Source organism: Dokdonella ginsengisoli (assembly GCF_042652785.1).
In the GTDB taxonomy this organism is placed as follows: Bacteria; Pseudomonadota; Gammaproteobacteria; order Xanthomonadales; family Rhodanobacteraceae; genus Dokdonella_A; species Dokdonella_A ginsengisoli.
Map to the genome: position 1 here is coordinate 119,687 of NZ_JBHSHD010000003.1, position 25,323 is coordinate 145,009.

Here is a 25,323-nt window from a genome sequence, read left to right on the forward strand (position 1 = left end):
GATTTCGATTGACGCCGCTGGACTTACCGCTTGACCCGCCAACGCAACGACGTGCCGTCGTACCAGAGCGTGACAGAGTCGTTGGCAGGAACGTTGTAGTTAGCTGAGCCAGGAAGCGCAAACCGGTTCCCCGCAGCCGACCCAGCGCTCTCGTGACTAAGCGTGAGCGCGACGGTTCCTACGTTGAACAACGAGATCGCGCGGTTTGCAGCTCCGCTGGCTATGCCCGTGATCGACGGGGTGCCAGAGGTGGTTACTCGATAGGCGCCTGTGGCTGAAAAATTGACCGGCGCCCAATCGTTTGTAGCCGCAGAGATGGCGACGCTTCTCACCCCGCTGGAGAGGGTCATTCCACCCAGTGACGCAGGACCATTGACGTCCAGGCTATTCGCTGTCAGCGAATTTGCTCCAACGTCGCCCCCTGCAATGACGTTGGCGGTGAAGGTGACAACGCCCGCGAATCTTGCGCCTCCAGCGAACGTCACCGAACTATCGGAGTTGATTCGCAGCGCTTCCGCGCCAACTACCCCATTCACCGGTGCGACACGAAAGACAATCCGGCTCGGCATCGAGGTCGTGGTCTGCGAGCCATCTGTCTCGAACGTGATCGAGGCGACGTTCGACCACGCGGCAGATGTGCGCGCCGCGTAGGCGTCGATTCGCCCCAACGTGTCGCCGTTGATGACAATGGTCTGCGCGACCGGGGTTCCGCGACCCTTGCCGAGCGCGAGAACCGCGCCTGCGGTGTCGGTGCTGGTTCTCAGGATCGCGCCGGCGGCGAGGCCGTTGGTCCCTGAGACGGACGCGAGAGCGCCAGCGACCGGCGACGTGGTCGGCTGCGTGCCGACCCGGAGCGAGGAGCCGTTGATCGTAGCAATCGTCGCGGACGTCGCGCTGACACTGTTCGCCGAGAGAACCGCGGACGAGAAATCCGCCAAGGAGCCAGGAAACACCAGCTCATCCGACCCGATCGTTGTGCTGTTGTCGGCGATGTTGAGGGACAGGAACGGATGCAGCATTCCGTCCGCCGTGATCGCCTGGTACAGGACAGCGCCGGCGGTCCAGTTCTGCGCCGAGGATCCAGCGACGCCGCGCGTGACGCCGGTCAAATCGTAGCGGCCGCCGCCGACGTCGGCCAGCCCGGTGTAGGCGATGATCTCGAACTTGGTCGGCTGCACGATCGAGTCGGTGATCGTCGCGATTCCGACGCCGCCGCTCGGCGCATGCCCGACCGGATCGGCCGGCAGGTTGAAGGGTGCCGCTGCGGCATTGATGCGAATCGTGATGTCGGTCGTCGTCGCGTCGCGCTGCAGCGTTGTGCGCGCGTTGTCGTTCATGGCGTAGCGTCCAAGCATCGCTAGATCTCCTTATTGACGTTCGAGCCGAAGCGACGCGCCGCATCGGCAGCCTGCTTGAGCCATGCCTGCGCGTCGGGGCTGCTGAATGAGCCTTCGTGGCGGGCGTCGACCAGTTGCCACCTCTGCGCGATCGTGGGCTGAAAGACGCCCCAGCCAGAGGTGCGAAGCTCGTCAACTGCAGTGAGGAAGCGGGGAAGGTCTCGGTCGCAGGCGACGTGCCGCGGTGTAACGGCGCGCGAGCGCGCAAGACAGAACAGGATTCGCCCCGCCGTGGTCGTTGGATCGGGAAAGATGAGCTGCATTGCTGGCCTCCCTGGCCGACTGGCACGCGTCCTGCGCGCCGCAATAGATCAGACGTTTCAGACGTTCACGAACGCCGCCGGGCGCACGTCTCGGTACCGGAGGCGGCGCAAGTCGCATACCAGCTCGTGCGCCGCGTCGAGCGCATTCGACAGAGTGCTCAATGCGTTGTAGATCGGCTGACCAACGCTATGCTCGCGAACCACCTCGTGGACGCCGGGCGTATTCCCGATGTGAAGTGCAGAGATCGAGTCGACTAGCGCGCTGGCGGAATTGCGAAACTCGGCGAGATTGCTGCGCACCACTTGGATCTGCTGCGCTACGGTGTCGATTCGGGTTTTCAGCTCGCTCATTGGGCCTCCTTGTCGCTGCCTGATGCCGCTTCTTGCGGCGTGTGGTCGGTGCTATGGGCTGATTCGGGCGCACGCGTTTGCGCGGCGAGCCACAAGTCGAGGTCGGAACAGCGGTAACGAATGGCGCGGCCGACTCGCACGAATGCTGGGCCGATGCCAGCGACCCGCCAGTGCGCCAAAGTGCTCGCGGAGATCGGTGATGTGCCGCCGAGGTAGCGTGCGGCTTCCGCTGTGTCGAGGAGATCGCTCATGCCCGTCCGTGGGTTGCAGTGCTTTCGATCAGTTTGCGTTGACGCATCGTGAGATGTAAGTACATCCGCTGGCGACTTCGGGCGCCAGTACATTGAAGTGCAATGTTTGAGTCAGGCCGCAGACGGGAAGCACGGCGTCTACCCCTCATAGACCCCAAATTTTCCGCGTCTCAATCCGCGAGATCGGCACGAGGTTTGCTTGCCTCGGCTGTCGCGCTCCGCGGCGGATACGGGGGAATGAGGGATGAGAACCATAGCCATTGCTGCGCTCGTTCTGGTGCTTGCTGGCTGCGCTAGCGGGTCAGCCATCGTTACTGGGGAGAAGCGGGCACCGATACCTGCCGATCAGGTGAAGATCTATGCGACGCCGCCCCAGGGCGCTGAGATCGTCGGTGTAGTGCAGGCCAGCAGCGGAAGTGGAATCGGCGAGCAAGCGCGCATGGACTACGTCGTCGCGGAGCTGAAGGCGCAAGCGGGGAAGATTGGCGCAAACGGGATCGTGCTGACAGGCGCCGGCGCACAGACTGGTGCGGCCGTGGTCGTCCCCACTGGGGCCGGTGGCTTCATGGGTTTGCCGTCGAACAAACAGGCGGCGCAGGGACAGGCAATCTTTGTCAGGGAGTGACGTCCTATGCGGAGTCTGCGCAAGCGCTTGCTCACGATTGCGCCGGCCATGGTCGGTGCAATCCTTCTCGCCTCATGGGGCGGGCTTCTTCTGTTGCTGACGATTGCCAAGCGCCCTGACTGGCTGCCGTCACCACATGGCATTTCAATCGAGCACCTGGGACAGTTCGGCGATGCCTTTGCGCCTGTCACGGCGTTGTTCGCCCTCATAGCAGCGGTTGGTGCGTGGCATAGCTATGAGGCGCAGCGCCAGCAGCTTGAGGACGAACGTAAGCGCAATCGTACGCAGCGATTTGACGATGTGTTCTTCAAGTTGCTCAGCTACTACGACGACAAAATCAATCGCTCGATACGGCCGCTGATGAATGACCTTCGTGCGTATGTGTCGGGAACTGAGGATCCCCGCGTTAGCGAAAGGGAGAGGTGGTTAGATAGTTTGTACAAGGTGGACAGATTCGAAGATCTTACGGGTCTTGCTGCTCAAGTTCGTGCAATCGTGGGTTGGCTGCGTTCATCCAGTGCGGAAGACATTGTTTCCCACGTGGATCTCCTCGATGCTCACCTCAGTGACGTCGAGCTATGGTTCTGGCAAAGAGCGATAGCAGATAAAGGGGATGAGTCCCTTGTGGCTGCAGGGGTTCAGTGGCGGATATTTGGGGATGCTCAAGGAATGACGGCTGATGCTGCTCGCGCGTTCAAGGCTCCGTCGAAAGTCACCGAGGAGGAAATAGCAACTTGAGAGTTTTTTCCTGCTGCGGCGCAATACACCAGATTGCACCGGACTCGTGGTGCATCCAGAACCCGCATCGGGGCTTGCTCTGGCGTACTTTTTCTATCAATACACCAGTACCACCCCCCTCTCGACCAAGTAGCCTTTTCTGTTGATCTTTTATGAGGTGCTTGTGCATTGACGGAAATTTCGCTGCAAAGCAAGCTGTGGCGCGGGTTTCTGACGTACCAATCAGCTAGTACATCGCTGGTGCAAACCGGTGTATCCGATCGACGCAACCCTCATGGCGGGGGCGGGGCGAACTCGGCCGCGTACCAGGTCATCGTCCGCTCAGTCGCGGACGGCTGCTGCCGTGCTTCGCCGATATCCTGCAGGTGGTTGAGAATCTCGATCCGCTCCTTGGGGTTGAGCCTTCGGAAGGCTTGCGATCTACGACACATAGTCGTCAATGTGTACCCGCCGCGGCCGGCCGCGCGTAGTGCCATCATGCAGTCTCGTACTTTTCGCTCAAATTCCGACCCGGTCACACGCTCGCGTACGGTACATACTGAACGCGCGCCGTGGAACTTCACAAAATCGCAGGACCACTGCGCTGCCGCTTGCGTGATCTTCGGCTCGATTGGATCTAGCGCTGCGGCAGCGACAAGCGCGAGCTTCAGGGCTTGCTCGTGCCAGCGCACGACGAGGTTGTCGAAGCCGTCACCGTCTGCAGCTAGTCGTACACGCTCAGAGTCGGCGTAGTCATCAAATTCGTCGAGAATGGCTTCGGCTCGTGCGTCGGTGAAATTCACGACTCTCGGCGCCGAAGGGATGCAGCCGGCGAGGCTAAGATTCCTCGGGCTGGCGTGCGCCGCGCTCCGAATCGCCGCCGCCCATTCAACGAACTTTGATGGAACCGCGTCGGACATCGGCCGTTTGATCTTTGCCGGCACACCGGCCGCCTCCACGACGATCATGCGGCCGAGAAATCCATCCCGCACTTGGCCGAGAGTTAGTGCGTCGTAGTAGGTGCTCGGGGTTGTAGCTCCTAGCAAGTTCACGCATGGGAACCGTGCGGTTTTCTTCGATGCGTCGGTTCGTTGAGCGTAGTCTTTCCCGCCGAATACGGGATGCAGACGCCCGGAGAGCTGGAGCAAATACTTCGCTACCTCACGATGATGCCCGCCAAATCTCGGGTCTGCCATCGCGGCGAGATAGTGCCCCCACTCGTCGAGGGCGTACACGGTGTTGGGAGAGTCGACGATACGCGCGATAAGGCCGGCACCCGAAGCAATGTCGCTGCCCCCGCACAAGCCGTCCAGTTCGCATGCCTGGAGCAGAAGCCTGGGGGCTCGGAGGACGTGATCCTTTCCACCCCCTGAAGGCCCTACGATCGTGAGGTAGAGATTCGACGACAGCCCTGTCGGGCCACGCCACAGATTGCCGAGCGCCGCTGCGCAGAACGACAAGGCAGCTAGCGGCGAAAGGAGCGGCTGGGGACGATGCGAGGTCTCGGTTACCCATCGCGCGATGTCACCGAGAATCCCCGGCGGCGCGGTGGTGAAATCAGGCAATCGGTCCAGAGACGGGATTTTGCGTTCGACCGGCTCAGCACTTGCTACGAGCGCTGAGGCGGCTGGTGGCGCCGGTGGATACCTGTGGCTGGCGACGGTCGGCTCGTACGTCGTCGGCTGCCCCGTTTTGATTGTCGCCTGGCAAGGGTTTCCTGCAGCGAGTTGACCAATCGGGTCGTCAGTCGGCGATATGGTGTCCCATGTTGGAACATTGATCGCCCGAGCGATTCGCCACAACGTGTACCACGGGCCGCGGAGTGGATCGCGACTATTCCGATCGAGCGGAATCGTTTCGAAGAACGCTCGCCCGAGGTGCTCGCCTTCGATGACTCGGAATTCGATGTCGAGCACGTGCACGCCAGCATCCTGCGTATAGTGACCGACATCGTTAATTGCTACGGTGTAGTGACCATCCGGCAATGGACTCGCCAGCACGTGAGAAGCATTTGTTGCACTCGCGGAAGCGAGATGAGTAGAATTCACGTCGTAGGTTCCATTCGAAGCCCGCTCGGATTGCCGTCCGGCGGGCTTCTTCGTTTTCCGACGAAGGAGCCCGCGCGCGGATACTGCTCGGCGCGATCCGTGCGCCATTGGCGCCAGCGTTGCGCCGGCTCGTTTCGATCCCTGGTGCGCTAAGCCGCTAGCGGCGCCGGACTCCCGGACGGCGCGTCGGCGCCGCGCGACGCAACCAACGCGGCGAGCAGCGCGTGAACTTCGCGATCGAGCCATCGGCTGGATCGCCCAATCTTGACCGGCCGAAGTCCGTGGGTCCGGCCCAGTTCGTAGATCCGGCTCCGCGCCAACCCGAGGATCTGACCAACCTCGTCGATATCGATCAGTCGCTCGCTTGCGATTGTTGTGCTCACACTCATCTCCTGCCGCGCCGCGGCCTCAATTCCCGAACGTCGCTCGGTACGCCCTGCGTGACTAACCGGACGTCCTCGGAGTCATCGTGCACGCCGGACGTCCTCGGACATAAGTACATCCGCTGGCGACTTCGGGCACCAGTACATTGAGGTGCAATGTTGTTTGGGTCAGGCCGCAGACGGAAAGCGCCAGTAGGCAAGAAACCCGCGCTGCCGGCACTCCGCGCCTACTCGCCAAATTCGACCATCGTCGCGAGATGTTCGCGGTGCAGCGTTGCGTAGACACACGCAGACACTCCCCTCTCCGCGCCGCCTTCGCTGGCGCCGACGCAAACGGTAAGTGACTCCAACTCCTGCGGAGCTACGTGCGACAGGGGTAGCAATATGAATTGTGAGTAGGATCGTGAGTACGGTTCGAGACAGCGATCAAAATAATCTCAATATATCAATTCCTTAGCTTTTCTTTTCGGTTGAGTCCCCGCTTAGCTCAATCCTTCGCGACCCGTTAGCGCTCTGCTGACATGGTGCCCGTATGGCGCCCGTTTGATCTTGGCTTGCAACAACGCTACTGGTGGTAGCGGGGGCGTGATTTGAACCTGCAGCCGGGCTGACCGTCTCATCAACGTCGCAGTACGTGAACTCGCCGCGTCCTGCGCGCGCTACCTCACAAACGCGAATGCCTGGCAGCGTCGTCGCAAGCGCGAGGTGGTCGCTGCCTGCCATCTCGTGCTGGTACGCCTTCCGCGTGACGGTCCTGCGTACCTTCTCGCTCCGCGTTTCGTGCACGTACGGCGGGGCGACGTAGTGCAATGTCTCAACGCCATCGTGCCGACGCGTGACGTCCGGCGGATCTGACGAGGATGCGAATGGTATTACCATTCCTAGAACGCCTACGCTGGCGTGTTCCTCGCCCCAGAACGAGCCGTGACTGACTCTCAACGCCTTCCGCAAGCCATCTCGGCGACCGAGTCGCGGAATTTTCGGCTGGCTCGCTGGACGCTAGTACTCATAGTGTTTGTCGTAGCTCCGCTGCTTGACGGGTCGTACGCGGAAGATCCGTCGATCACATGGATCTTCGCCGGCCTGTTCATCGCAAACTTCGCCTACGTGTCCTTCTGGCGCTGCCCAAGATGCGGAAGAGCATTCTCTATAGGCTTCAGCCCCATCATGATCTCTTGGCCCCTCCCTGGCCTCCAGCGTTGCCTGAACTGCGACAGCATTCTCCTCTCGTCCAAAAGAAAAACCCCGCGCTAGGCGGGGCTTTGCGTTAGTCAGTTGAACCAAACTAGCATCATGGTTTTCGTACAAAGCTTCGCGCAAAGCCGTTTGGCAAAGCACTTCCACCTACTGAGAATTCCGAAGCAGGTACACTGCCGTCTCGATCGCTTGCCGGCGCCCGCCTGGGCGGCACGTTATTCGCGTGAATGGAAGTGATTTCCTCTCCGGAAACGCTGCCATAGCGCCTACGCAGGGGCGTCGAGCCGACGCATGCGAGCTTGCCACTGCAGGACCCGAGGATGATCGGAGCCAAGCGCTGCCTGCAAGCGCGCAACGGCGCGATCGAGGTTGGCGCGTGCGAGTTGCCGGTCCTTGCCGCCCTGCCAGTCGCTGAACGCCAGGATGGCGTCGCAGACGGCGAACTGCCAGCCCTCGGTGTCGGCGATGGCCAGATAGAATTCGCGCGCCTCCTCGACCTTCTTCACGGCGAGATCGGTCTTGCCGACGTCGAGCGCCGCTTCGGCGCCGCCGAGCATCGTCTTGGACAGCACCGGTTTCGACAAGCTGCCCAATTCACGCAATTGGTGTTCCGCGCGCTCGAACCGATCGAACAACTCTTGCGGACTGGATGCCTTGGCCGTGGTCGAGCTGGTTATTTCGACTTCTCGCACCGAGCGTCGCAGGGGATTTTCCGGTGGCAACTTTAGGCTGTCGAGCACGTCGCGTGCTTGGGCGATCTTCGCGATCCGCTCGGCTTCCTGCCCCGCGAACCCCGCCAGGCGTATGCGCAGAATCGACCAATAGACGCCGAAGCGCTCCATCTGCTTCGGCGCATGGTCGCGGACCATGGTCTGCGACCGCTCCAGCAAGGCGGCGGCGTCCTGCGGGCGCGCGAGGTCCAGCGCGATTTGCGCCTGGCCGACCAGCATCACGGCGATGTTGTCGGTAGGCCCGGTGGCCTGCAGGTTCAGTTCAACGCCGCGCCGCATCTCGTCCGATGCCGGCAAGGGGAAGCCGACGCGGGAGGTGCAATACGCCATCTGGCCCCACAAGCCCATCGCATCGGCGCTGCCCTCGCGCCCGAGGCGGGTATACATGTCGATCGCCTTGCGGAACAGGGCGCGCGCTTCGACGGGCTTGTCCACCAGGGTCAGCGTCTCGGCGTATTCGCCGTAGGTCCGCGCATTCTTGCGCGTGTCGCTCGGCGCGCTGCCCATATCGGCAACCGCCTGGCGATAGAACTCCAGCGCCCGGTCGAGCTTGCCCGATTGAACATCGAGGCTGACCAGGACGTGCTGGCAGCTCGCCCGAGCCTCGCGAGCCTGATCGGGCGCCAGCGCCGCCAGGTGCTGCAGGCCCGTTTCGGTCCAGCGGCGCGCCTCGTCCCACTTGTAGAGGTTCCACTCCACGCCGGCGAGCGAACAGGCCAGCTCGGCGCTGACCGAAGGCGGAAAATCATTCTTCGGGTCGGTAAGCAACGGAAGCAGAAACTGTTCGAATGCCTGCCAGTTGCCGCGCTGCCCATAGGCCTGCTTGAGGGTGTCGAGAAGAAGGGGAAAGAGGTCCGGACGGTTTTTGGCTTCTTTCGTGACGCGCTGCGCCGCCAGCGCCAGCAGATCGTCGATCTTGATCGCCTCGTTGTTCGGTGCGGCCGATCCGAGCACCGAGAGCAGAAAGTCGACGGTCATGTCCGAACGCGCGGCCTGCGCCTGCGCATTGGCCTGCTCGGTTTCCGCCACCGCGCGCGCCGCCTGCGCGGCGTCGCGCTGCTCGGATGCGAGGCGCGCCTGCCACAGCGCCACTACGATCCCCGCCGCCAGGCTCAGTCCGATGGCCGCGGAGACGCCCAGCGCCAGCGCGTTGCGGCGGACGAAGCGCCGCACGCGATACAGGCCGCCGTCCAGCGTGCGCGCCCGGATGGGGCGGTGTGCGAACGCATCGTCCAGATCCCGCAGCATGTCCTCGACGTTGGCGTAGCGGTCGTCCGGCGACTTGGCCAGGGCCTTCAGCGCGATGGCGTCGAGATCGGCGATCAGCTCGCGCGGCAGATCCGGGGCGTCGCCGGCCGTGCTCGGCGGTACCGGCAGGTCTTCGCCGATGCGTTTCACGCACGTGGCGATCGACAGGTTGTGGAAGTCGAACGGCGGCTTCCTCGCGATGAGGAAGTAGAGCAGCGCGCCGAGGCCGTAGAGGTCGGTGCGCACGCTGGCCTGGCCGTTGCGGACCTGCTCGGGCGAGGCGTATTCGAGCGTCAGCGGCTGCATGGTGTCCGCCCGGCGTTCCTCGTTGAGCAGGCGCGCGATGCCGAAGTCGAGCAGATGCGCATGGCCGTCGCGATCGACCAGGACGTTGTTCGGCTTGATGTCGCGATGCGCGACCGAATGCGCGTGCGCATGGGCCACGGCGGCGGCCACCTGGCGGAAGACGCCGATGCGCGCGTCGAAGTCCGCCGCCTGGGCGGTCCGGCTCCACGCATCCAGCGGCAGGCCCTCGACGAAGTCGGTGACGAGATAGGGCTGCCCGCCCGCCGTCACGCCGCCGTCGATGAGGCGGGGGATGTTGGGGTGCTGCAGCTGCGCGAGCAGGTGGCGCTCCATCTCCAGCCGCGCGCGCAGTTGCGGCGTGTCGCCGTACAGGAACTTGATCGCCACGCGCTTTTCGTAGGTGCCGTCGCTGCGTTCGGCCATCCATACGTCGCCCATGCCGCCGCGGCCCAGCCGGTGCAGGGCGCGCCAGGGGCCGACGCGCTCGCCGTCGTGGGTATGCGCCAGCGGATCCTGTTCCGCCCGCTCGATGTCGGCCAGCCATTGGCGCAGGGCGCGGGCATGCGCGGATTCGGCGGTGTCGAGCAGTTCGGCCAGGCGCGTCGCGCGCTGCTCCAGCGGCAGATCCAGGATCGCGTCGAGTTGCCGTTCGAGCAATGGCCAGTCGAGGGCGGAGTTGGGCGTCGACATGAGGGAAGTCGGTAGCGGATCGGGATGGACCGGGGGAAAATCGGAATTCGGGGCGAAAGACGGGCATTGCTCGTCGATGAAGAGGCGTCCGGAGCGCCCCGGGGGGCCGGGCGGGCCTCCCGTCGCTTACGGTGCGACGCGCAAGGAAGGATATGAGCGCCGGGCCACCGGCTCCGGAGCGGAGATGCTTGCCGCTGTTCGCGCCCTGCACGAGAACAAGCCGAAGGACCGATGAGCGACGAAGCCGCACCAGCGCCTAGTGCACCGCCCAAGGCAAAGGCCCCGCACTGCGCAAGCTCCGGGTGCCGGCCCTGCCTCAGCGATCCGCGCAATTGACGTTGGCGGCTGCCCGAACGCCAGTCAAAGTGCCGTTCAGGCAGCTCGATCCGAGGAAACGATTGCCCGTGAAAGACGCCTGGCCGGCAGCGTTGAACTGCACGCGCCCGGTCAGATCCGACCCGGTGATCGTGGTGAAGGTGGAAGGGCTGTTGACCGTCACCAGATTGCCTTCACCGGAGCAGTGGGTCACGTTCACGTTGCTCATGCGAAGCCACGAGACTGCCGTCGGCGTGTTGCCGACGATGATCCCCGGCCTGATGCCGGACTGCTGCGGATCTGACCAGAACGCCACGCCGTTGATTGCAACGCGACCTCCGTGCCCGATTTCGACGTAGGGACATGCAGTCTCCCAGTCCTCGATGTCGGAGAGCAGCAGCTCATGAGCGACGCCGTCGCTGCTCTCGACGTACACCGCCGCAGTGCCGGGATTCCACGTGCTGTTCAGGCGGCCGTGCGTAAACGATGCCGACGCTCCGGTACCGCCAGGGCCGTCCGAAAGAATGACTCGACGCCATCCGTTCAAGGCAAAGCTCGTGAAGTAGATGTTCGCCACCCTTCCGTCCAGATGCACGGCGGTGTCGACCGACGGGTTCCAGATGGAAGAGATGTCGGAGTTCGACACGCGGACACCGATCAGGAGGATGTCGCCACCGATGAGGCGCATGCCCTTTTCGAACCCGTCGATCTTGAGACCATCGAACGCAGAATCATCCGCCGTGGGTAGCACGCGAATACCTTCCGATCCCACGACGGCGCGTCCGGGGCCGACCAGATGGACATCACGCACCTTGAGGTTGAGCCGGCTGCCGTTGTCCGCCGCGTTGCTGCCCACCTTCAGGCAAGGCGCAGCGCCCGTCTGGCAGGTGATGACCGTGGGAGCGCCCTTGAGCGTGAGCGGAGTCGTGCCGGGATCGCAAACCAGGTTCAGCGTGGTGGTGACCGTCACTGCCGGAGGCATCTGCACGGTTCCCCCTGTCAGGCACGCGGCATTGATGTCCGATTGAACGTCGGCTTGCGCGATCGTCGGATGCCCTGCGAAAGCGACGACAGCCAATAGCAGCACGGCAAGAGTACGCATCACTATTCCCCCTGTTGGAAAGTGGCAAATTGCACTTCTACAATAATCTCTGGCGCCCTCCGAGGAAACTGCGCAGCCCCTCACAGACCGAGGCCCACTTCACCATGCCCCGGCAGCATCAGGTACGACCCAGCCTCGGGGTCAACTCGCCCGTACCTGAAGCGCAATGAGCGACCTCTCCGATCGCAGAGGCTGCCGTCGATCACAGGGCTACGGCGCCGGCAGTTCCGCGCTCTCCCGCCGCCTCGGCTCCCTTCCTGCTCGGCGACGAGCCCTTTCAGGCATGCGTGAACGAAGTCACAAGCGCCCTTTCGGGGCGTTGACCATCCCGCGAAGAGATCGTCCACTTGCTTGCGACAGCCTGCACAATCGCAAGCTCTGGCATAAGGAACGCTCGATACTCCCCGGCGTAATCATATTCTCGAGCTTGCTTTACCCATGGTACGGAGACCAAAAGCAATGAATGGATCTTTTGTCGTTGGACTTTTCCTGGCTTCATTTCTTGCCTCCCCGGCGGCTGGAGCAACGGACATCGCTTGCGAGGGATGCAGCTATTCCCGGATGATGTCCCGCGCCCAAACTCAAGGCAAAGGAACACACAGGATATTCAGCTATTCGTCCGGAGTGATTTATCGATTCTCCGTGACCTGTCCCGGCAATGTCGTCGAAGGCTCCGGCGGAGAATTCGCTGCCGACTCTTCATCATCCGACACGGATGACCTCGGCGAACCAGCCACCGGCTCCACGCAGGGCGCGTGCCCGCTCGACAAGCCACTGGAAGTTGCGGAAATACCGCTCGATTCCGCGATGGCGGATGCGTGGCCAAAAATACTGGCGTTCATCCAGGCCAGGAACGCGAACTACCCAGGCTCGAGATACGATTTTGAGGTCAATTCCGGAGACAACGACCAGAACTACGCCAACGACGGCAGTGTATACAACGTCATCCGGGACTATCCCGCCCGAACCTCCCTGTTCAACGACATCTCGCGATTCTTTTCTCCCATCCAGCAATTTCTAGCCGCAGCCGGCGCCGCCGCGAGAGCTCATTTCACGAATTTCTCCAATACCCTGCTCATCAAGTTCTCGTTCAAGGACGGAACCAGCATCGTAATGAAATTCGACTATACGACGCAGCAATTCGAATTCGTCAAGAATTCCGCCAGACAGCCCGACGGCCTGACGCCCATCGTCGAAGCCAATACCGACGAATATTCGGGCAATTACGGTTATGGCGGAGCGGATCCCCGGACGTACGAGAAATATCTCAGGGACTCCGTGGGAATCACCCTCGTCGGAGGCGGGGGAGTTTCCACGATGTCCTGCACGTGGAACGGCGAGAAGCTGACCTGCAAGATTCCCAGGATGAACAACTGAAACGGAACCTGCAGTGATGCAGCACCGTGCCCTGCACGGTGCTTTTCTTCACCGCGCCCGGCAACCCTCGGCGTACCAGAACCCTTCCACGTCCAGTTCCACGTTGGGCGTGGCCGCGCTGCAGATCGGGTAGCGTTCGTCGCCGCTCCGCTTCAGGGCGAGTTCGCGTATGCGGGCCTTGCGGTCCTCCGCCCGTTGCTCCGCGTATTCCCTTTTCTCGTCCGAGCGCTCCATGCAGGTCGCGAAGGCGTCGGTTCCCTCCTGATAGCCGTAGTCCGCGCAGCGCTGCCGGTCCGCAGCGCGGTTCTCGGCCCGAACCTGGGCGGGATCCGCGCATCCGGACAACGAGACCGCCACGACCATCGGTACACCCCAAGCCAACAGCTTCATGTTTCTCCTCCCGTAGAGCGGCGGCGCATTCTAGGCGCGGGGAGGATTCAGCCAATGTGAACTCCACGCCACCCTGCCGGCCGTCGCAGCCGCTTCCGCACGGCGCATCGACACGCACGGAGAACGCGCCCCGGGACACGCGCCGCAGCAAAAGGAGTGCACAGACCACCCGAAGCCGGCCACGATCGCGGTAGGCTTGCACCCCCTCTCAAACCTTGCGCGACCGGAGAAAAGAATGGCTGGAGAACAGGAGTGGCGGATCTACGAGATTCAGAACATGGGCGAGCGGATCGTGGTGCAGGCCTTGCTCAGGGCACTGCTTTCCAGCCACCCCAACCCGGCCGCGCTCCACGCCGCGTGGGCCGAGTCGACAGCCAGGATGTGGCAGGACTACCCGTCCCTGCTCGGGGACATCCCGGCCAACGAGCGAGACCTGCTCGTCCAGTCGATGCAGCGCGCCGTGGGCGGCTACGAGCCCCACCTGCCGCCGATTGCGCCTTGAGAACGGAGGATTCGGTGCATCGCCCTGCCGTTCCAGGCGCCCTCGCGCCCGGAACGGCAGGTTCCGCCGGGCTCGCGCGAACGGCGCGGGCCCGGCGAACGCCCGACGGATTCGCTCAGTTCATCTTGCCCACGCCCTGCGGCGCGCCGACGATGACGATTCCGTCGCCCAGCTGCTGCCACTGCGTGTCCTGCCACTTCCAGTACGCCTGCGGCTCCCAGTACTCCGCGGCGTAATACTTCGAGCCGTCGATGAAGTTGCTGAAGGTGCCGAGCGCCTCCACCTTCCTTCCCTCGAACTGCGGCTGCTGCTTGGGCACGTGGATCTGGCTCGGCAGCGACAGCGTGCCCACGCGGCCGAGACGGCTGCCGGTGGCCTGGTTGCGTCCACGCAGGAGTTCGCGCTCGAGCCTCGGCTTGGAGACGTCGTCGGCGTACTCGGCGTAGACCTTCTGGCCGATCTCGACGGCACGCGCGCGCTCGGCCTCACCCATCTGCGACCAGTAGCGCTCGCGCAGCACGATCAGCGAGGGATACTTGCGCTCCGCGGCCAGGTCCATCCAGGCATAGGCCAGCGGCCGATCCTGCGTCACGCCCTCGCCCTTCCACAACATCTCGGCGACCATCGCCTGCGAAGTCTTGTCGGCGTAGCGCGACGCATCGCGGAAGTATCCATAGGCATCGCCGAAGCGCTGGCGCTCGTAAGCCTCCATGCCGGACCGGCGGTAGCGCAGATCGGGATGGGCGCGAATGAAGGACTCGTTGTTGACGATCTTCGGATCGTCGCTGGGCACTCCGCTCGCCGCATTCGCCATTCCCATGGCGAATGAAATACCGAACAGCAAGGCAAAAGGAATCGCTTTCATGACCGCCTCCTCGTGACGAGGCCGCACAGGGCCCCTGGGAAACGCCGTGGGGTCGGGGCCGGTTCGTCGCGAGGGCCGATGGCGCGCAGCGGGTGCCATCGGCGAAGGCCACGCGCCATGTCGACCGCGGCGCAGCGATCCTAGCAAGCCTCTGCGCATAAATCACGAACTTATTCGTACTTAAGACATTCTTCATCTTCCGCCGCGCGGCGGGCGGCTCCGCACCTCTGCCGGCCTGCGCCTTGGCAGTTTTCCGCACCGGACGACGTAACCCCCTCTGCCGCCGCCGCTCCGGCGACGGTGTTCACCGAGGAATCGCCATGCCGACCCAGAATGCCGCCCGCGACGTGATGACCGCCGTCGCCGTGCTCGAACGCGCCAAGGCGGCGTGCGCGCACCTGTGCAAGCCCGGCCAGATGCGCCGCCACGACGATCTGCTGCAGCGTGCGCAGCTGATGCATGCGGTGATCCGCTCGCGCGCGCAGTTCAAGGCGCTGCATGAACGCAGCCTCGAGCTGCAGGCCGCGCTGGAGCGCTTCAAGGCGCGCCGCGCCGCATTGCGGTCCTGACGCACGCGGCACCGGCGATTGAAAATTTTCGTGTCTCCCCCGCTGCGCCGTCGGCGCTCCCGTTTCCCGCAGCGCTCGTTGCCCGGCTCGCCCGTCGTCGCCGTGCGCCGCCATTCGCCGTGTCGCAGCGGCTGCCATACCCGCCCGCGCGCGGCGGACATCGGCGGCCCGGCGGCGGGATCGCGAGCGATGCACCTATGGATGACCCTAATGGACGGTCCTCCGACCGCCTGCCAAGGTCGAGTCTCCACGCTCACCCCTGACTGGAGACATGCATCATGGAATGGACACGAACCGCATGCGGATTCGGCGAACCTCTCGCACGCCGATTGCCGCGGACGATCCGGGGCTTCGCCCTCGCCGCACTGACCAGCCTCGCCACCGCCCTGCCGGCCACGGCGTCCGCCGCACCGCAGGTGCCGGCGGGCAGCGTCGTGAACGGCTACGCCATCGTGACGAGAAACGAGACCAGCACGCTCGTCTCGCTCGATTTCAACGCTCCCGGCAGCGTGACGCCGATCGGACCATCGCCGAACGGAGCCACGATCTGGGGCACCGGCTTCCTCGGCGGCAAGCTGTACGCGCTGGGCGACAGCGGCTTCTACACGATCGACGTCGCGACCGGCGCGCTGGCGCGGATTTCCGACGCGCCCAGCCCGACCGACGACATCTGGGGCATGACCGTCGATCCGACCACGCAGACGCTGTACTGGATCGGAGGCGATTTCGGCGAACAATTGTCGACCATCGACCCGGCGACGGGCGCGACGACGTTCGTGGCCGCGGTTTCCGGACTCGCCACCCCCATCAACATCACCGCGATCGCCGTCGACGCGGACGGACAGCTCTACGGGATCGAGCAGCAGAACGACAACCTGGTCAGGATCGACAAGGTCACCGGCGCCTCCTCGGTGGTCGGCCCGCTCGGCGTCAACGCGCTGTTCACCTCGGGGCTGGCGTTCGATCCATCGAGCGGAACGCTGTACTTCTCCAATCTCGAATTCGCCGGCAACGGCGTGTACCGGGTCGACAAGACCACCGGCCAGGCGACCCTGATCGACGTGCCGCACGTGGACCAGGACGAAGTCGACCTCGTCGGCCTGGCCATTCCCGCCACCTGCCGCACCGGCGACACGATCTTCTGCAACGGCTTCGAAGCCGGCCCCTGAACGATCCCGGCACACGGACGTGCCGTCTCCCGCGCGCCGCGGCGCGCCCCTGCGGGCCCGCTTTGGCGCACCGGCAGCTCGGTGTATCGTCGGGGCATGAAACCCACCCGCCTTTTGCACGAAATCGGCCAGAGCCTCTGGCTCGACAACATCACCCGCGAGATGCTCGACGACGGCACGCTGCAGCGCTACATCACCGAACTCTCGGTTACCGGCCTGACCTCCAACCCGACGATCTTCGACGAGGCGATCGCCCGCACCGCCGCCTACGACGCCGGAATCGCGCAGAAGGCCCGCGCCGGCCTCGCCGGCGAAGCGCTGTTCACCGAGCTGGCGCTGGAGGACCTGCGCCGCGCCGCGGATCAGTTCCGTCCGATCTTCGAGGCCAGCCGCGGCGAGGACGGCTGGGTCTCGATGGAGGTCTCGCCGCTGCTCGCCGACGATGCCGCCGGCACGGTCGAGGCGGCGAAGGCGATCCACGCCCAGGCCGCGCGTCCGAACCTGTTCGTGAAGATCCCGGGCACCGCGGCCGGCATCGCCGCGATCGAGGAAACCATCTACGCCGGCGTGCCGGTCAACGTGACCCTGCTGTTCTCCCGCGAACACTACCTCGCGGCCGCCGAGGCCTACCTGCGCGGCATCGAACGGCGCGTCGCCGCCGGGCTCGATCCGCAGGTGCGCTCGGTCGCCTCCGTGTTCGTCAGCCGCTGGGACCGCGCCGTGGCGGACGGGGTGCCGGCCGCGCTGCACAACCGGCTCGGCATCGCGATCGGACGGCGCACCTACGTGGCGTACCGCGAACTGCACGCGAGCGCGCGCTGGGCCGCGCTCGCCGCCGCCGGCGCGCGCCAGCAGCGCCTGCTGTGGGCCAGCACCGGCGTGAAGGATCCGAACGCGCGCGCCACGCTCTACGTCGAGGCCTTCGCCGCGCCGGACACGATCGACACGATGCCCGAGAAGACGCTGCACGCGCTCACCGAGCACGGCGAGATCAAGGGCGCGATGCCGGCCGACGGCGGCGACGCGGACGCGGTGCTCGCCGAGTTCGCGCAGGCCGGCGTCGACGTGGAGGCGCTCGCGGCGCGCCTGCAGGGCGAAGGCGCGCAGGCGTTCGTGAAGTCCTGGCGCCAGCTGATGCAGCGCATCGCCGACAAGAGCGCCGACCTCGGACCGCAGCGGGCCGCCTGATGAACGACCGCACGCCTCCGGCGCGGCCCGGACTGACCGCGCGCCCGCAGTGGCGCGCCCTGCAGGCCCACGCCGAGCGCTGCGCGCAGCTTCACCTGCGCGAATTTTTCGCCGCCGATCCCGCGCGCGGCGAGCGTCTGGCCGCCGAGGCCGCCGGGCTCTACCTCGACTACTCCAAGCAGCGCGTCGACGACGACACCCTGCGCCTGCTGCGCGAACTCGCCGACGCGGCCGGCCTGCGCGAACGCATCGAGGCGATGTTCCGCGGCGAACGCATCAACACCACCGAACACCGCGCGGTGCTGCACACGGCGCTGCGCGCGCCGGCCGGCGTGGTCGTCGACGTGGACGGCGTCGACGTGGTGCCGGAAGTGCACGGCGTGCTCGCGCGCATGGCCGCGTTCGCCGAACGCGTGCGCGGCGGCGAGTGGAAAGGCCACGACGGGCGGCCGGTCCGCGCCGTCGTCAACATCGGCATCGGCGGCTCCGATCTCGGGCCGGTGATGGCCTACGAGGCGCTGCGCCACTACAGCCGGCGCGAGCTGACGTTCCGCTTCGTCTCCAACGTCGACGGCGTCGATTTCGTCGAAGCCACGCGCGACCTCGATCCGCGCGAAACCCTGTTCATCGTCTGCTCCAAGACCTTCACCACGCTGGAAACGCTCGCCAACGCGCATGCCGCGCGCCGCTGGTCGCTGGCCGCGTTCGGCGGCGACGAAGCGGCGGTCGCCCGGCACTTCGTCGCGGTGTCGACCAACGCGCAGGAAGTGGCCAAGTTCGGCATCGACACCGCCAACATGTTCGGCTTCTGGGACTGGGTCGGCGGCCGCTACTCGATGGACTCGGCGATCGGGCTGTCGACGATGCTGGCGATCGGCGCCGACGCGTTCGGCGACCTGCTCGCCGGTTTCCGCGCGATGGACGAGCATTTCCGCCATGCGCCGTTCGAGCGCAACCTGCCGGCGCTGATGGGCCTGATCGGCGTGTGGAACACCAATTTCCTCGGACTCGACAGCGTCGCCGTGCTGCCGTACGAGCAGTACCTCAAGCGCTTCCCGGCCTACCTGCAGCAACTGACGATGGAGAGCAACGGCAAGAGCGTGACGCGCGACGGCGTGCGCGTGGACTACGCCACCGGCCCGGTGTACTGGGGCGAGCCCGGCACCAACGGCCAGCACTCGTTCTATCAGCTGATCCATCAGGGTACGCGCGGCATCGCCTGCGACTTCATCGGCTTCTGCGACGCGCTGGCGCCGCTCGGCGACCAGCACGACCTGCTGATCGCCAACCTGTTCGCGCAGAGCGAGGCGCTGGCCTTCGGCAAGACCGCCGACGAGGTGCGCGCCGAAGGCACGCCGGCGGCGCTGGTGCCGCATCGCGTGTTCGAGGGCAACCGGCCGAGCAGCACGATCCTCGCCGACCGCCTGACACCGCACGCGCTCGGCGCGCTGGTTGCGCTGTACGAGCACACCGTGTTCGTGCAGGGCGCGATCTGGGACATCGACTCGTTCGACCAGTGGGGCGTCGAGCTGGGCAAGGCGCTGGCGAAGACCACCGCGGCGGAACTGGCGGGCAAGGAAGAACCGGAACTCGCGCACGACAGCTCCACCAATGCGCTGATCCGCCGCTACCGGGCGCGCCGGAGCGCACCGTGAGCGCCGCAATCTCGCCGCTCGCCGGACACCCGGCCACCGAAGCGCCGCGGGTCGACGTCGCCGCGCTGGTCGACGCGTACTACGCCCTGAAGCCCGATCCGGCGACGGCCGCGCAGCGCGTCGCGTTCGGCACCTCCGGCCATCGCGGCAGTTCGCTCGAGGCCAGCTTCAACGAGAGCCACGTGCTCGCCATCACCCAGGCGATCTGCGAATCGCGCCGCGCACGCGGCGTCGATGGGCCGCTGTTCATCGGCATCGACACCCATGCGCTGTCGGCGCCGGCGTTCGAGTCCGCGCTCGAGGTGCTGGCCGCGAACGGCGTCGAGACGAGGATTTCCCTGGACGGCGAGTACGTGCCGACACCGGCCGTGTCGCAGGCGATCCTGGCGTACAACCGCGGCCGCGAAGGCGGCCTTTCCGACGGCATCGTCGTCACGCCCTCGCACAATCCGCCCGGCGACGGCGGCTTCAAGTACAACCCGCCCAACGGCGGCCCGGCCGACACGCACCTGACCTCGGCGATCGAGGCGCGCGCGAACGCGCTGATCGCCGGCGGCCTGCGCGAAGTGCGCCGCCTGCCGTTCGCGCAGGCGCGCAAGGCCGCGACGACGCACGAATACGACTTCCTCGGCCGCTACGTCGACGGCCTCGCCGAGGTGATCGACTTCGAAGCGATCCGCGCCGCCGCGCCGAGGCTCGCCGTCGACCCGCTCGGCGGTGCCGGCGTGCGCTACTGGGCGCGCATCGCCGAGCGCCATCACATCGCCCTGGACGTGCTGAACGAGTGCGTCGACCCGGCCTTCGCCTTCATGACGCTGGACTGGGACGGCCGCATCCGCATGGATCCGTCGTCCAAGTACGCAATGCGCGGCCTGATCGACCTGAAGGACCGCTACGACGTCGCCTTCGCCTGCGATACCGACCACGACCGCCACGGCGTCGTCGCGCGCAGCGTCGGGCTGATGCCGGCCAACCACTACCTCACCGTGATGGCGGACTACCTGCTGCGGCACCGCCCGCAGTGGCGCGCCGACGCCGGCATCGGCAAGACCGCGGTCAGCAGCGCGCTCATCGACCGCGTCGCCACGCGCCTCGGACGGCGGCTGTACGAGACGCCGGTCGGCTTCAAGTGGTTCGTCGACGGGCTCGCCGACGGCTCGCTCGGCTTCGGCTGCGAGGAAAGCGCCGGCGCGTCCTTCCTGTGCCGCGACGGCCGCGCCTGGAGTACCGACAAGGACGGCATCGCCGCCGCCCTGCTGTCGGCCGAGATCACTGCGCGCAGCGGCCACGACCCGGGCGAGTGCTACGCACGGATCACCGCGGAACTGGGCGTCTCGCACGCGAGCCGCATCGACGCGCCGGCGACGCCGGAGCAGAAGAAGCGGCTGTCGAAGCTGTCGCCGGCCGAAGTTCGCTCCGATTCGCTGGCCGGCGAGAAGATCGAAGCGGTGCTCGACCGCGCACCGGGCAACGGTGCGGCGATCGGCGGCATCAAGGTCGTCGCGCCGAACGGCTGGTTCGCGGCGCGTCCGTCCGGCACCGAGAACATCTACAAGATCTACGCCGAGAGTTTCCGCGACGAGGCGCACCTGGGCGAACTGCTGCGCGAGGCGCAGGGGATGGTCGACGAAGCGCTGACGAGTTCTTGAGGAATCGCGTGCCCGTGATCGCGGCATGACCTTGCGGGAGTCCAGGAGAGATTTTCTCGCAGAGACGCAGAGACGCGGAGAGAAAGAACTTCTTTTCTTCGCGTCTCTGCGCCTCTGCGAGAGATTGCTTTGCGGGACTCGCCAAGATGTATGTCAGACCGCGGCGGCATCCCAATCGATGCCCGCGTTCGCGGGCATGACCTCGAGTGCTCGCGGGCGCCCTCCCGGAAGGCGTCCTCACCCCGCCGGCATCGGCTTGGCGTGATTGATCATCCACGGCACGCCGAAGCGGTCGACGGTGATGCCGTAGCGGTGCGCCCAGAAGGTTTCCTGCATCGGCATCTCCACTTCGCCGCCGGCCGACAGCGCGGCGAAGATGCGCTCGGCGTCCGCCGAGCTGTCGGCGTCGAACACGACGTAGGCACAGCGGATCCGGTGGTACGGGTACTGCGGCGTGCTGTCGGTGGCCATCAGCGCGTCGCCGCCGATCTCCAGGCGCGCGTGCATGATCTTGCCGCGATCGGCTTCGGCCATGTCCTCGCAGCCGGGCGTTTCGCCGTAGGTCATCATCGCGACGATGCGGCCGCCGAGCAGGCCGGCGTAGAACTCGAAAGCCTCGCGCGTGTTGCCGTCGAAATTGAGATAGGTCGTGAGCTTCATCGGATTGTCCTGTGCGTCGGTTCGGGTCAGCGCGCGGCAATCTGTTCGCGCAGGCGCTCTTCCTGCTCGCGCAGCTCGGGCGTGAACTCGGCGCCGAAGTCCTCGGCCTCGAACACCTGGCGGATCTCGATCACGTCGCCCGGCTCGAACGGCGCGCGCTTGATCCACTCGATCGCTTCTTCGCGCGAGCGCACCTGCCACAGCCAGAAGCCGGCAATGAGTTCCTTGGTCTCGGCGAACGGGCCGTCGACGACGGTGCGCTTGCCGTCCGCGCCGAAGCCGACGCGCACGCCCTTCGAGCTCGGGTGCAGCCCCTCGCCGGCCAGCATCACGCCGGCCTTGACCAGTTCCTCGTTGTACTTGCCCATCGCAGCCAGCATCTGCTCGCTCGGCATCACGCCGGCTTCGGTATCCTGGTTCGCCTTCACGATCACCATGAATCGCATGTCGCCTCTCCTCGGGTGTGAGCGGGTCACGGCGGTCCCGTTTCCTGCGCTCTTGCAGGGACGACGAGCGGACGGCGGCGGAATCGACACGCCCGGCGAAAAATTTTCCCGCTCGCGCGAAGCCGCATCTGGCGCGACGCAGCGCGACGCCGCCCGCCGCGCTGGAGTAGGCTTTTGGGCGGTCCCTCCGAGAATCGACGCATGGCGAAGATCGTGCTCGCTCCCGCATTGGCGCGCTGGCTGCAGGAACCGGCCGGCGCGCAAGGCACGGAGACGACGACCGTCGCGCAGGCCGCGCACCTCGATGCGGCGCTGGAGGAATTGTTCGCGCGATACCCGCGCCTGCGCAGCTACGTGCTCGACGAGCACGGCGCGGTGCGCCACCACGTCGCGATCTTCGTCGACGGCACCGCGATCGGCGACAAGCGGCGCCTGCATCAACCGCTCGCGGTGGACTCGGAGGTCTACGTCATGCAAGCGCTTTCCGGAGGCTGAGATGTCCGACCGCCTGCTGGTTTCCACGCGCAAGGGCCTGTTCGTGTTCGCTGCCAAGAGCGACGCCTGGGAGATCGAACGCCACGCCTTCCTCGGCGAGAACGTCACGCTCGCGCTCGCCGACGCGCGCGACGGCCACTGGTACGCCGTGCTCAACCTCGGCCACTTCGGCGTCAAGCTGCATCGCTCGGCGGACCTCGGCCGCAACTGGACCGAGATCGCCGTGCCGGCCTACGCCGAAGGCGACACCTGCGCCACCGGCGACGGCAAGCCGCCGGCGCCGGCGAAGCTGCAGCTGCTGTGGTCGCTGGCCTGCGGCGGCGCCGGCGAACCGGGGCGGCTGTGGGCCGGCACGATCCCGGGCGGCCTGTTCCGCTCCGACGACCGCGGCGACAGCTGGCAGCTCGTGCGCGCGCTGTGGGACCGCCCGGAACGCTCGCAGTGGTTCGGCGGCGGCTACGACGCGCCGGGCATCCATTCCATCTGCGTCGATCCGCGCGACGCGCGCGTGCTGCGCGTGGCGATCTCCTGCGGCGGCGTCTGGCATAGCGCCGATTCGGGCGCGAGCTGGAACGTGACCACCCGCGGCATGTTCGCCGCCTACATGCCGCCGGAGCGGCGCGAGGATCCGGCGATCCAGGATCCGCATCGCCTGGTGCAGTGCGCGCACGCGCCGGACCACCTGTGGGTGCAGCACCACAACGGCGTCTTCCGCAGCGTCGACGGCGGGCGGCAGTGGCACGAGGTCGCCGACGTGCCGCCGTCGGTGTTCGGCTTCGCCGTCGCCGTGCATCCGCGCGATCCAGCCACCGCCTGGTTCGTGCCCGCGCTCAAGGACGAGTGCCGCGTGCCGGTCGACGGCCGTCTCGTCGTCGCGCGCACGCGCGACGGCGGCGCCAGCTTCGAGCTGCTGCGCGACGGCCTGCCGTCGCACGCCTACGACCTGGTCTATCGACACGGGTTGGCGGTCGACGACTCCGGCGACCGCCTGGCCTTCGGCTCCACCACCGGCGGGCTGTGGACCAGCCCGGACCAGGGCGAACGCTGGCGGGCGAGCCAGACGCGCCTGCCGCCGGTGCACGCCGTCGCGTTCGCGCGGGCGGCCGCTTGATGCCGCCGCGATCGGCCGCATCCGTGATTGGGTCATGACCTGCGCAACCGTGTTCGACACCGAACTGCCGATCGTCCAGGCGCCGATGGCCGGCGTGCAGGGCAGCGCGCTGGCGATCGCCGTGTGCGAAGCCGGCGGCCTCGGCTCCCTGCCCTGCGCCACGCTCCCGCCCGACGCGCTGCGCGAAGAACTGGCCGCGATCCGCGCGCGCACGCGCGGCGCGTTCAACGTCAACTTCTTCTGCCACGTTCCGCCGGAGCCGGACGCGCGGCGCGAAGCGGCCTGGCGCGAGCGGCTCGCGCCGTACTACCGCGAGGCGGGCCTGGACGCCGACGCGACTGCCGGCGGACCGTCGCGCCAGCCGTTCGACGCGGCGAGCTGCGAGATCGTCGAGGCATTCCGGCCGCCGGTGGTCAGCTTCCATTTCGGGCTGCCCGCGCCGGACCTGCTGGCACGCGTGCGCGGCTGGGGCGCGAAGATTCTTTCCTCGGCGACGACCGTCGAGGAGGCGCGCTGGCTCGAGGCGCACGGCGTCGACGCGATCATCGCGCAGGGGCTCGAAGCGGGCGGCCATCGCGGGCATTTCCTGTCCGACGATCTGAGCCTGCAAGCCGGGACTTTCGCCCTGCTGCCGCAGATCGTGCGCGCGGTGCGCGTGCCGGTGATCGCTGCCGGCGGCATCGCTGACGCGCGCGGCGTCGCCGCGGCACTCGCGCTCGGCGCCGCCGCCGTGCAGGTGGGCACGGCCTACCTGCTGTGCCCGGAAGCGACCACCGGCGCCGTGCATCGCGCGGCCCTATGCAGCGACGCCGCGCGCCACACCGCGCTCACCCGCCTGTTCAGCGGCCGCGCCGCGCGCGGCATCGTCAATCGCCTGATGCGCGAGCTGGGGCCGCTCGACGCCGCCGCGCCCGCGTTCCCGCTCGCCTCGGCCGCGCTCGCGCCGCTGCGCATGCACGCCGAGGCACACGGCAGCGGCGATTTCTCGCCGCTGTGGGCTGGCCAGAACGCCAGCGGCTGCCGCGCGATCGCCGCCGCGGAGCTGACGCGCCAGCTCGCGCAGGGCCTGGCCTGAACCGCGCGATCGAGACGCTCGGCCGTCACTTCGACTCGCCGCGACGGTTCATCGACCAGATCACCGCGACGATCTTCCAGCCCTCGCCGGTGTTGACCAGCTGCCAGGCTTCGCGGCCGTGGTTGGTCTCGCGGCCGTTCTCGAGGAAGGCGTAGTCGAACTGCACCGCGGCGATGTCGCCGTCGGTGTCGATCTTCACGTTGCGGAACGTTTCCTCGGTACGCGCCTCGTCGGAGACGATGCCGTCGATGAAGGAGCGCATGCCGTGCTTCGGATCGACCTCGACCTTGCGCGCCTGCGGGTTCCGCGCGCGCCGACGCTGCAGGAAGGCGTCGCTGTCGACCGACTGCCAGGTGACCGCATCGTGCAGGAACAGCGCGACGAAGCGCGGCTTGTCCTTTTCGATGATCGACGTGCGGAATGCTTCCACCACCGCTTCGATCTCGCGCACGGCGCCGTCCCGTGGCGCGGCGTGGGAGAAGAGTGGAAGGCACAGCAGGAAGGCGGCGAGAACGACGGATTTCATGAACGCTCCTGGGTCGGGGGAA

Annotated in this window: 25 protein-coding genes; 12 read left to right on the plus strand and 13 right to left on the minus strand. The window is 66.2% G+C overall.

The annotated features are described in order from the left end of the window. Positions 1 to 23 precede the first annotated feature (23 nt). From ACFO6Q_RS02650 to ACFO6Q_RS02665, 4 genes are read right to left on the minus strand one after another with little or no spacing between them, the layout of a single operon-like run. Positions 24 to 1,355, minus strand: a complete 1,332-nt coding sequence (locus tag ACFO6Q_RS02650; protein ID WP_380018954.1) for a hypothetical protein — start codon at positions 1,353 to 1,355, stop codon at positions 24 to 26. A 2-nt stretch (positions 1,356 to 1,357) separates the two neighbouring features. Beyond that, positions 1,358 to 1,660 carry a hypothetical protein gene (locus ACFO6Q_RS02655; protein WP_380018955.1) on the minus strand — a complete coding sequence of 101 codons (303 nt, stop codon included), beginning with the start codon at positions 1,658 to 1,660 and terminating at the stop codon, positions 1,358 to 1,360. Between the two features lie 57 nt (positions 1,661 to 1,717). Further along, positions 1,718 to 2,011 (minus strand): hypothetical protein, encoded by a 294-nt coding sequence (locus ACFO6Q_RS02660; RefSeq protein ID WP_380018956.1) that lies wholly within the window; start codon positions 2,009 to 2,011, stop codon positions 1,718 to 1,720. Next, positions 2,008 to 2,262 carry a helix-turn-helix domain-containing protein gene (locus tag ACFO6Q_RS02665; protein WP_380018957.1) on the minus strand — a complete coding sequence of 85 codons (255 nt, stop codon included), beginning with the start codon at positions 2,260 to 2,262 and terminating at the stop codon, positions 2,008 to 2,010. Before ACFO6Q_RS02665 ends, ACFO6Q_RS02660 begins: the two co-directional genes overlap by 4 nt. A gap of 244 nt (positions 2,263 to 2,506) precedes the next feature. Here ACFO6Q_RS02665 and ACFO6Q_RS02670 point away from each other — a divergent pair, with 244 nt between their 5' ends. Both ACFO6Q_RS02670 and ACFO6Q_RS02675 read left to right on the plus strand, forming a co-directional pair. Further along, positions 2,507 to 2,887, plus strand: a complete 381-nt coding sequence (locus tag ACFO6Q_RS02670) for a YdgH/BhsA/McbA family protein (protein ID WP_380018958.1) — start codon at positions 2,507 to 2,509, stop codon at positions 2,885 to 2,887. 27 nt (positions 2,888 to 2,914) lie between these two features. Continuing rightward, positions 2,915 to 3,625 (plus strand): hypothetical protein, encoded by a 711-nt coding sequence (locus ACFO6Q_RS02675; protein ID WP_380018959.1) that lies wholly within the window; start codon positions 2,915 to 2,917, stop codon positions 3,623 to 3,625. Between the two features lie 272 nt (positions 3,626 to 3,897). On the opposite strand, the gene ACFO6Q_RS02680 is transcribed toward ACFO6Q_RS02675, so the two are convergent. The 4 genes from ACFO6Q_RS02680 to ACFO6Q_RS02695 form a co-directional block, all read right to left on the minus strand. Further along, positions 3,898 to 5,652: a hypothetical protein gene (locus ACFO6Q_RS02680; protein WP_380018960.1), complete on the minus strand. Its 1,755-nt coding sequence runs from the start codon at positions 5,650 to 5,652 to the stop codon at positions 3,898 to 3,900. A gap of 149 nt (positions 5,653 to 5,801) precedes the next feature. Further along, on the minus strand, positions 5,802 to 6,035 hold the full coding sequence (locus ACFO6Q_RS02685) for a helix-turn-helix transcriptional regulator (RefSeq protein ID WP_380018961.1): 234 nt from the start codon (positions 6,033 to 6,035) through the stop codon (positions 5,802 to 5,804). 1,463 nt (positions 6,036 to 7,498) lie between these two features. Further along, positions 7,499 to 10,207: a serine/threonine protein kinase gene (locus tag ACFO6Q_RS02690; RefSeq protein WP_380018962.1), complete on the minus strand. Its 2,709-nt coding sequence runs from the start codon at positions 10,205 to 10,207 to the stop codon at positions 7,499 to 7,501. A 316-nt stretch (positions 10,208 to 10,523) separates the two neighbouring features. Beyond that, entirely contained in the window at positions 10,524 to 11,624 is a 1,101-nt protein-coding gene (locus tag ACFO6Q_RS02695) for a hypothetical protein (protein WP_380018964.1), read from the minus strand. A 459-nt stretch (positions 11,625 to 12,083) separates the two neighbouring features. Here ACFO6Q_RS02695 and ACFO6Q_RS02700 point away from each other — a divergent pair, with 459 nt between their 5' ends. Then, positions 12,084 to 13,001, plus strand: a complete 918-nt coding sequence (locus ACFO6Q_RS02700) for a hypothetical protein (RefSeq protein ID WP_380018965.1) — start codon at positions 12,084 to 12,086, stop codon at positions 12,999 to 13,001. A gap of 48 nt (positions 13,002 to 13,049) precedes the next feature. Here ACFO6Q_RS02700 and ACFO6Q_RS02705 read toward each other — a convergent pair whose 3' ends face one another. Next, entirely contained in the window at positions 13,050 to 13,391 is a 342-nt protein-coding gene (locus tag ACFO6Q_RS02705; protein WP_380018966.1) for a hypothetical protein, read from the minus strand. A gap of 235 nt (positions 13,392 to 13,626) precedes the next feature. Here ACFO6Q_RS02705 and ACFO6Q_RS02710 point away from each other — a divergent pair, with 235 nt between their 5' ends. Next, positions 13,627 to 13,893, plus strand: a complete 267-nt coding sequence (locus tag ACFO6Q_RS02710) for a hypothetical protein (protein WP_380018968.1) — start codon at positions 13,627 to 13,629, stop codon at positions 13,891 to 13,893. A 115-nt stretch (positions 13,894 to 14,008) separates the two neighbouring features. On the opposite strand, the gene ACFO6Q_RS02715 is transcribed toward ACFO6Q_RS02710, so the two are convergent. Next, entirely contained in the window at positions 14,009 to 14,758 is a 750-nt protein-coding gene (locus tag ACFO6Q_RS02715) for an SEL1-like repeat protein (protein WP_380018970.1), read from the minus strand. Between the two features lie 320 nt (positions 14,759 to 15,078). Here ACFO6Q_RS02715 and ACFO6Q_RS02720 point away from each other — a divergent pair, with 320 nt between their 5' ends. From ACFO6Q_RS02720 to pgm, 5 genes are all read left to right on the plus strand, one after another. Continuing rightward, entirely contained in the window at positions 15,079 to 15,327 is a 249-nt protein-coding gene (locus tag ACFO6Q_RS02720; protein WP_380018971.1) for a hypothetical protein, read from the plus strand. A 329-nt stretch (positions 15,328 to 15,656) separates the two neighbouring features. After that, a complete protein-coding gene (locus ACFO6Q_RS02725) occupies positions 15,657 to 16,496 on the plus strand; it encodes a DUF6923 family protein (protein ID WP_380018972.1) in 840 nt (279 codons plus the stop codon). A 96-nt stretch (positions 16,497 to 16,592) separates the two neighbouring features. Then, the gene (gene tal, locus ACFO6Q_RS02730) at positions 16,593 to 17,684 is read left to right on the plus strand and encodes a transaldolase (RefSeq protein ID WP_380018973.1); all 1,092 of its coding nucleotides are present in this window, start codon (positions 16,593 to 16,595) and stop codon (positions 17,682 to 17,684) included. Beyond that, positions 17,684 to 19,339 (plus strand): glucose-6-phosphate isomerase, encoded by a 1,656-nt coding sequence (pgi, locus tag ACFO6Q_RS02735; protein WP_380018974.1) that lies wholly within the window; start codon positions 17,684 to 17,686, stop codon positions 19,337 to 19,339. Before tal ends, pgi begins: the two co-directional genes overlap by 1 nt. Continuing rightward, entirely contained in the window at positions 19,336 to 20,988 is a 1,653-nt protein-coding gene (gene pgm, locus ACFO6Q_RS02740; RefSeq protein ID WP_380018976.1) for a phosphoglucomutase (alpha-D-glucose-1,6-bisphosphate-dependent), read from the plus strand. Before pgi ends, pgm begins: the two co-directional genes overlap by 4 nt. 237 nt (positions 20,989 to 21,225) lie before the next feature. Here the strand turns inward: pgm and ACFO6Q_RS02745 are convergent, their stop codons facing one another. After that, on the minus strand, positions 21,226 to 21,648 hold the full coding sequence (locus tag ACFO6Q_RS02745) for a VOC family protein (protein ID WP_380018977.1): 423 nt from the start codon (positions 21,646 to 21,648) through the stop codon (positions 21,226 to 21,228). A gap of 26 nt (positions 21,649 to 21,674) precedes the next feature. Further along, complete coding sequence (locus ACFO6Q_RS02750) at positions 21,675 to 22,094, minus strand: YciI family protein (RefSeq protein ID WP_380018978.1); 420 nt, start codon at positions 22,092 to 22,094, stop codon at positions 21,675 to 21,677. 201 nt (positions 22,095 to 22,295) lie between these two features. Here ACFO6Q_RS02750 and ACFO6Q_RS02755 point away from each other — a divergent pair, with 201 nt between their 5' ends. The 3 genes from ACFO6Q_RS02755 to ACFO6Q_RS02765 are packed head-to-tail and all read left to right on the plus strand — an operon-like array spanning position 22,296 to position 24,775. Beyond that, positions 22,296 to 22,589, plus strand: a complete 294-nt coding sequence (locus tag ACFO6Q_RS02755) for a MoaD/ThiS family protein (protein WP_380018979.1) — start codon at positions 22,296 to 22,298, stop codon at positions 22,587 to 22,589. 1 nt (position 22,590) lies between these two features. After that, entirely contained in the window at positions 22,591 to 23,700 is a 1,110-nt protein-coding gene (locus tag ACFO6Q_RS02760) for a WD40/YVTN/BNR-like repeat-containing protein (RefSeq protein WP_380018980.1), read from the plus strand. 34 nt (positions 23,701 to 23,734) lie between these two features. Next, positions 23,735 to 24,775, plus strand: a complete 1,041-nt coding sequence (locus ACFO6Q_RS02765; protein WP_380018981.1) for an NAD(P)H-dependent flavin oxidoreductase — start codon at positions 23,735 to 23,737, stop codon at positions 24,773 to 24,775. Between the two features lie 25 nt (positions 24,776 to 24,800). Here the strand turns inward: ACFO6Q_RS02765 and ACFO6Q_RS02770 are convergent, their stop codons facing one another. After that, positions 24,801 to 25,301 carry a nuclear transport factor 2 family protein gene (locus tag ACFO6Q_RS02770; RefSeq protein WP_380018982.1) on the minus strand — a complete coding sequence of 167 codons (501 nt, stop codon included), beginning with the start codon at positions 25,299 to 25,301 and terminating at the stop codon, positions 24,801 to 24,803. Positions 25,302 to 25,323: the final 22 nt, after the last annotated feature.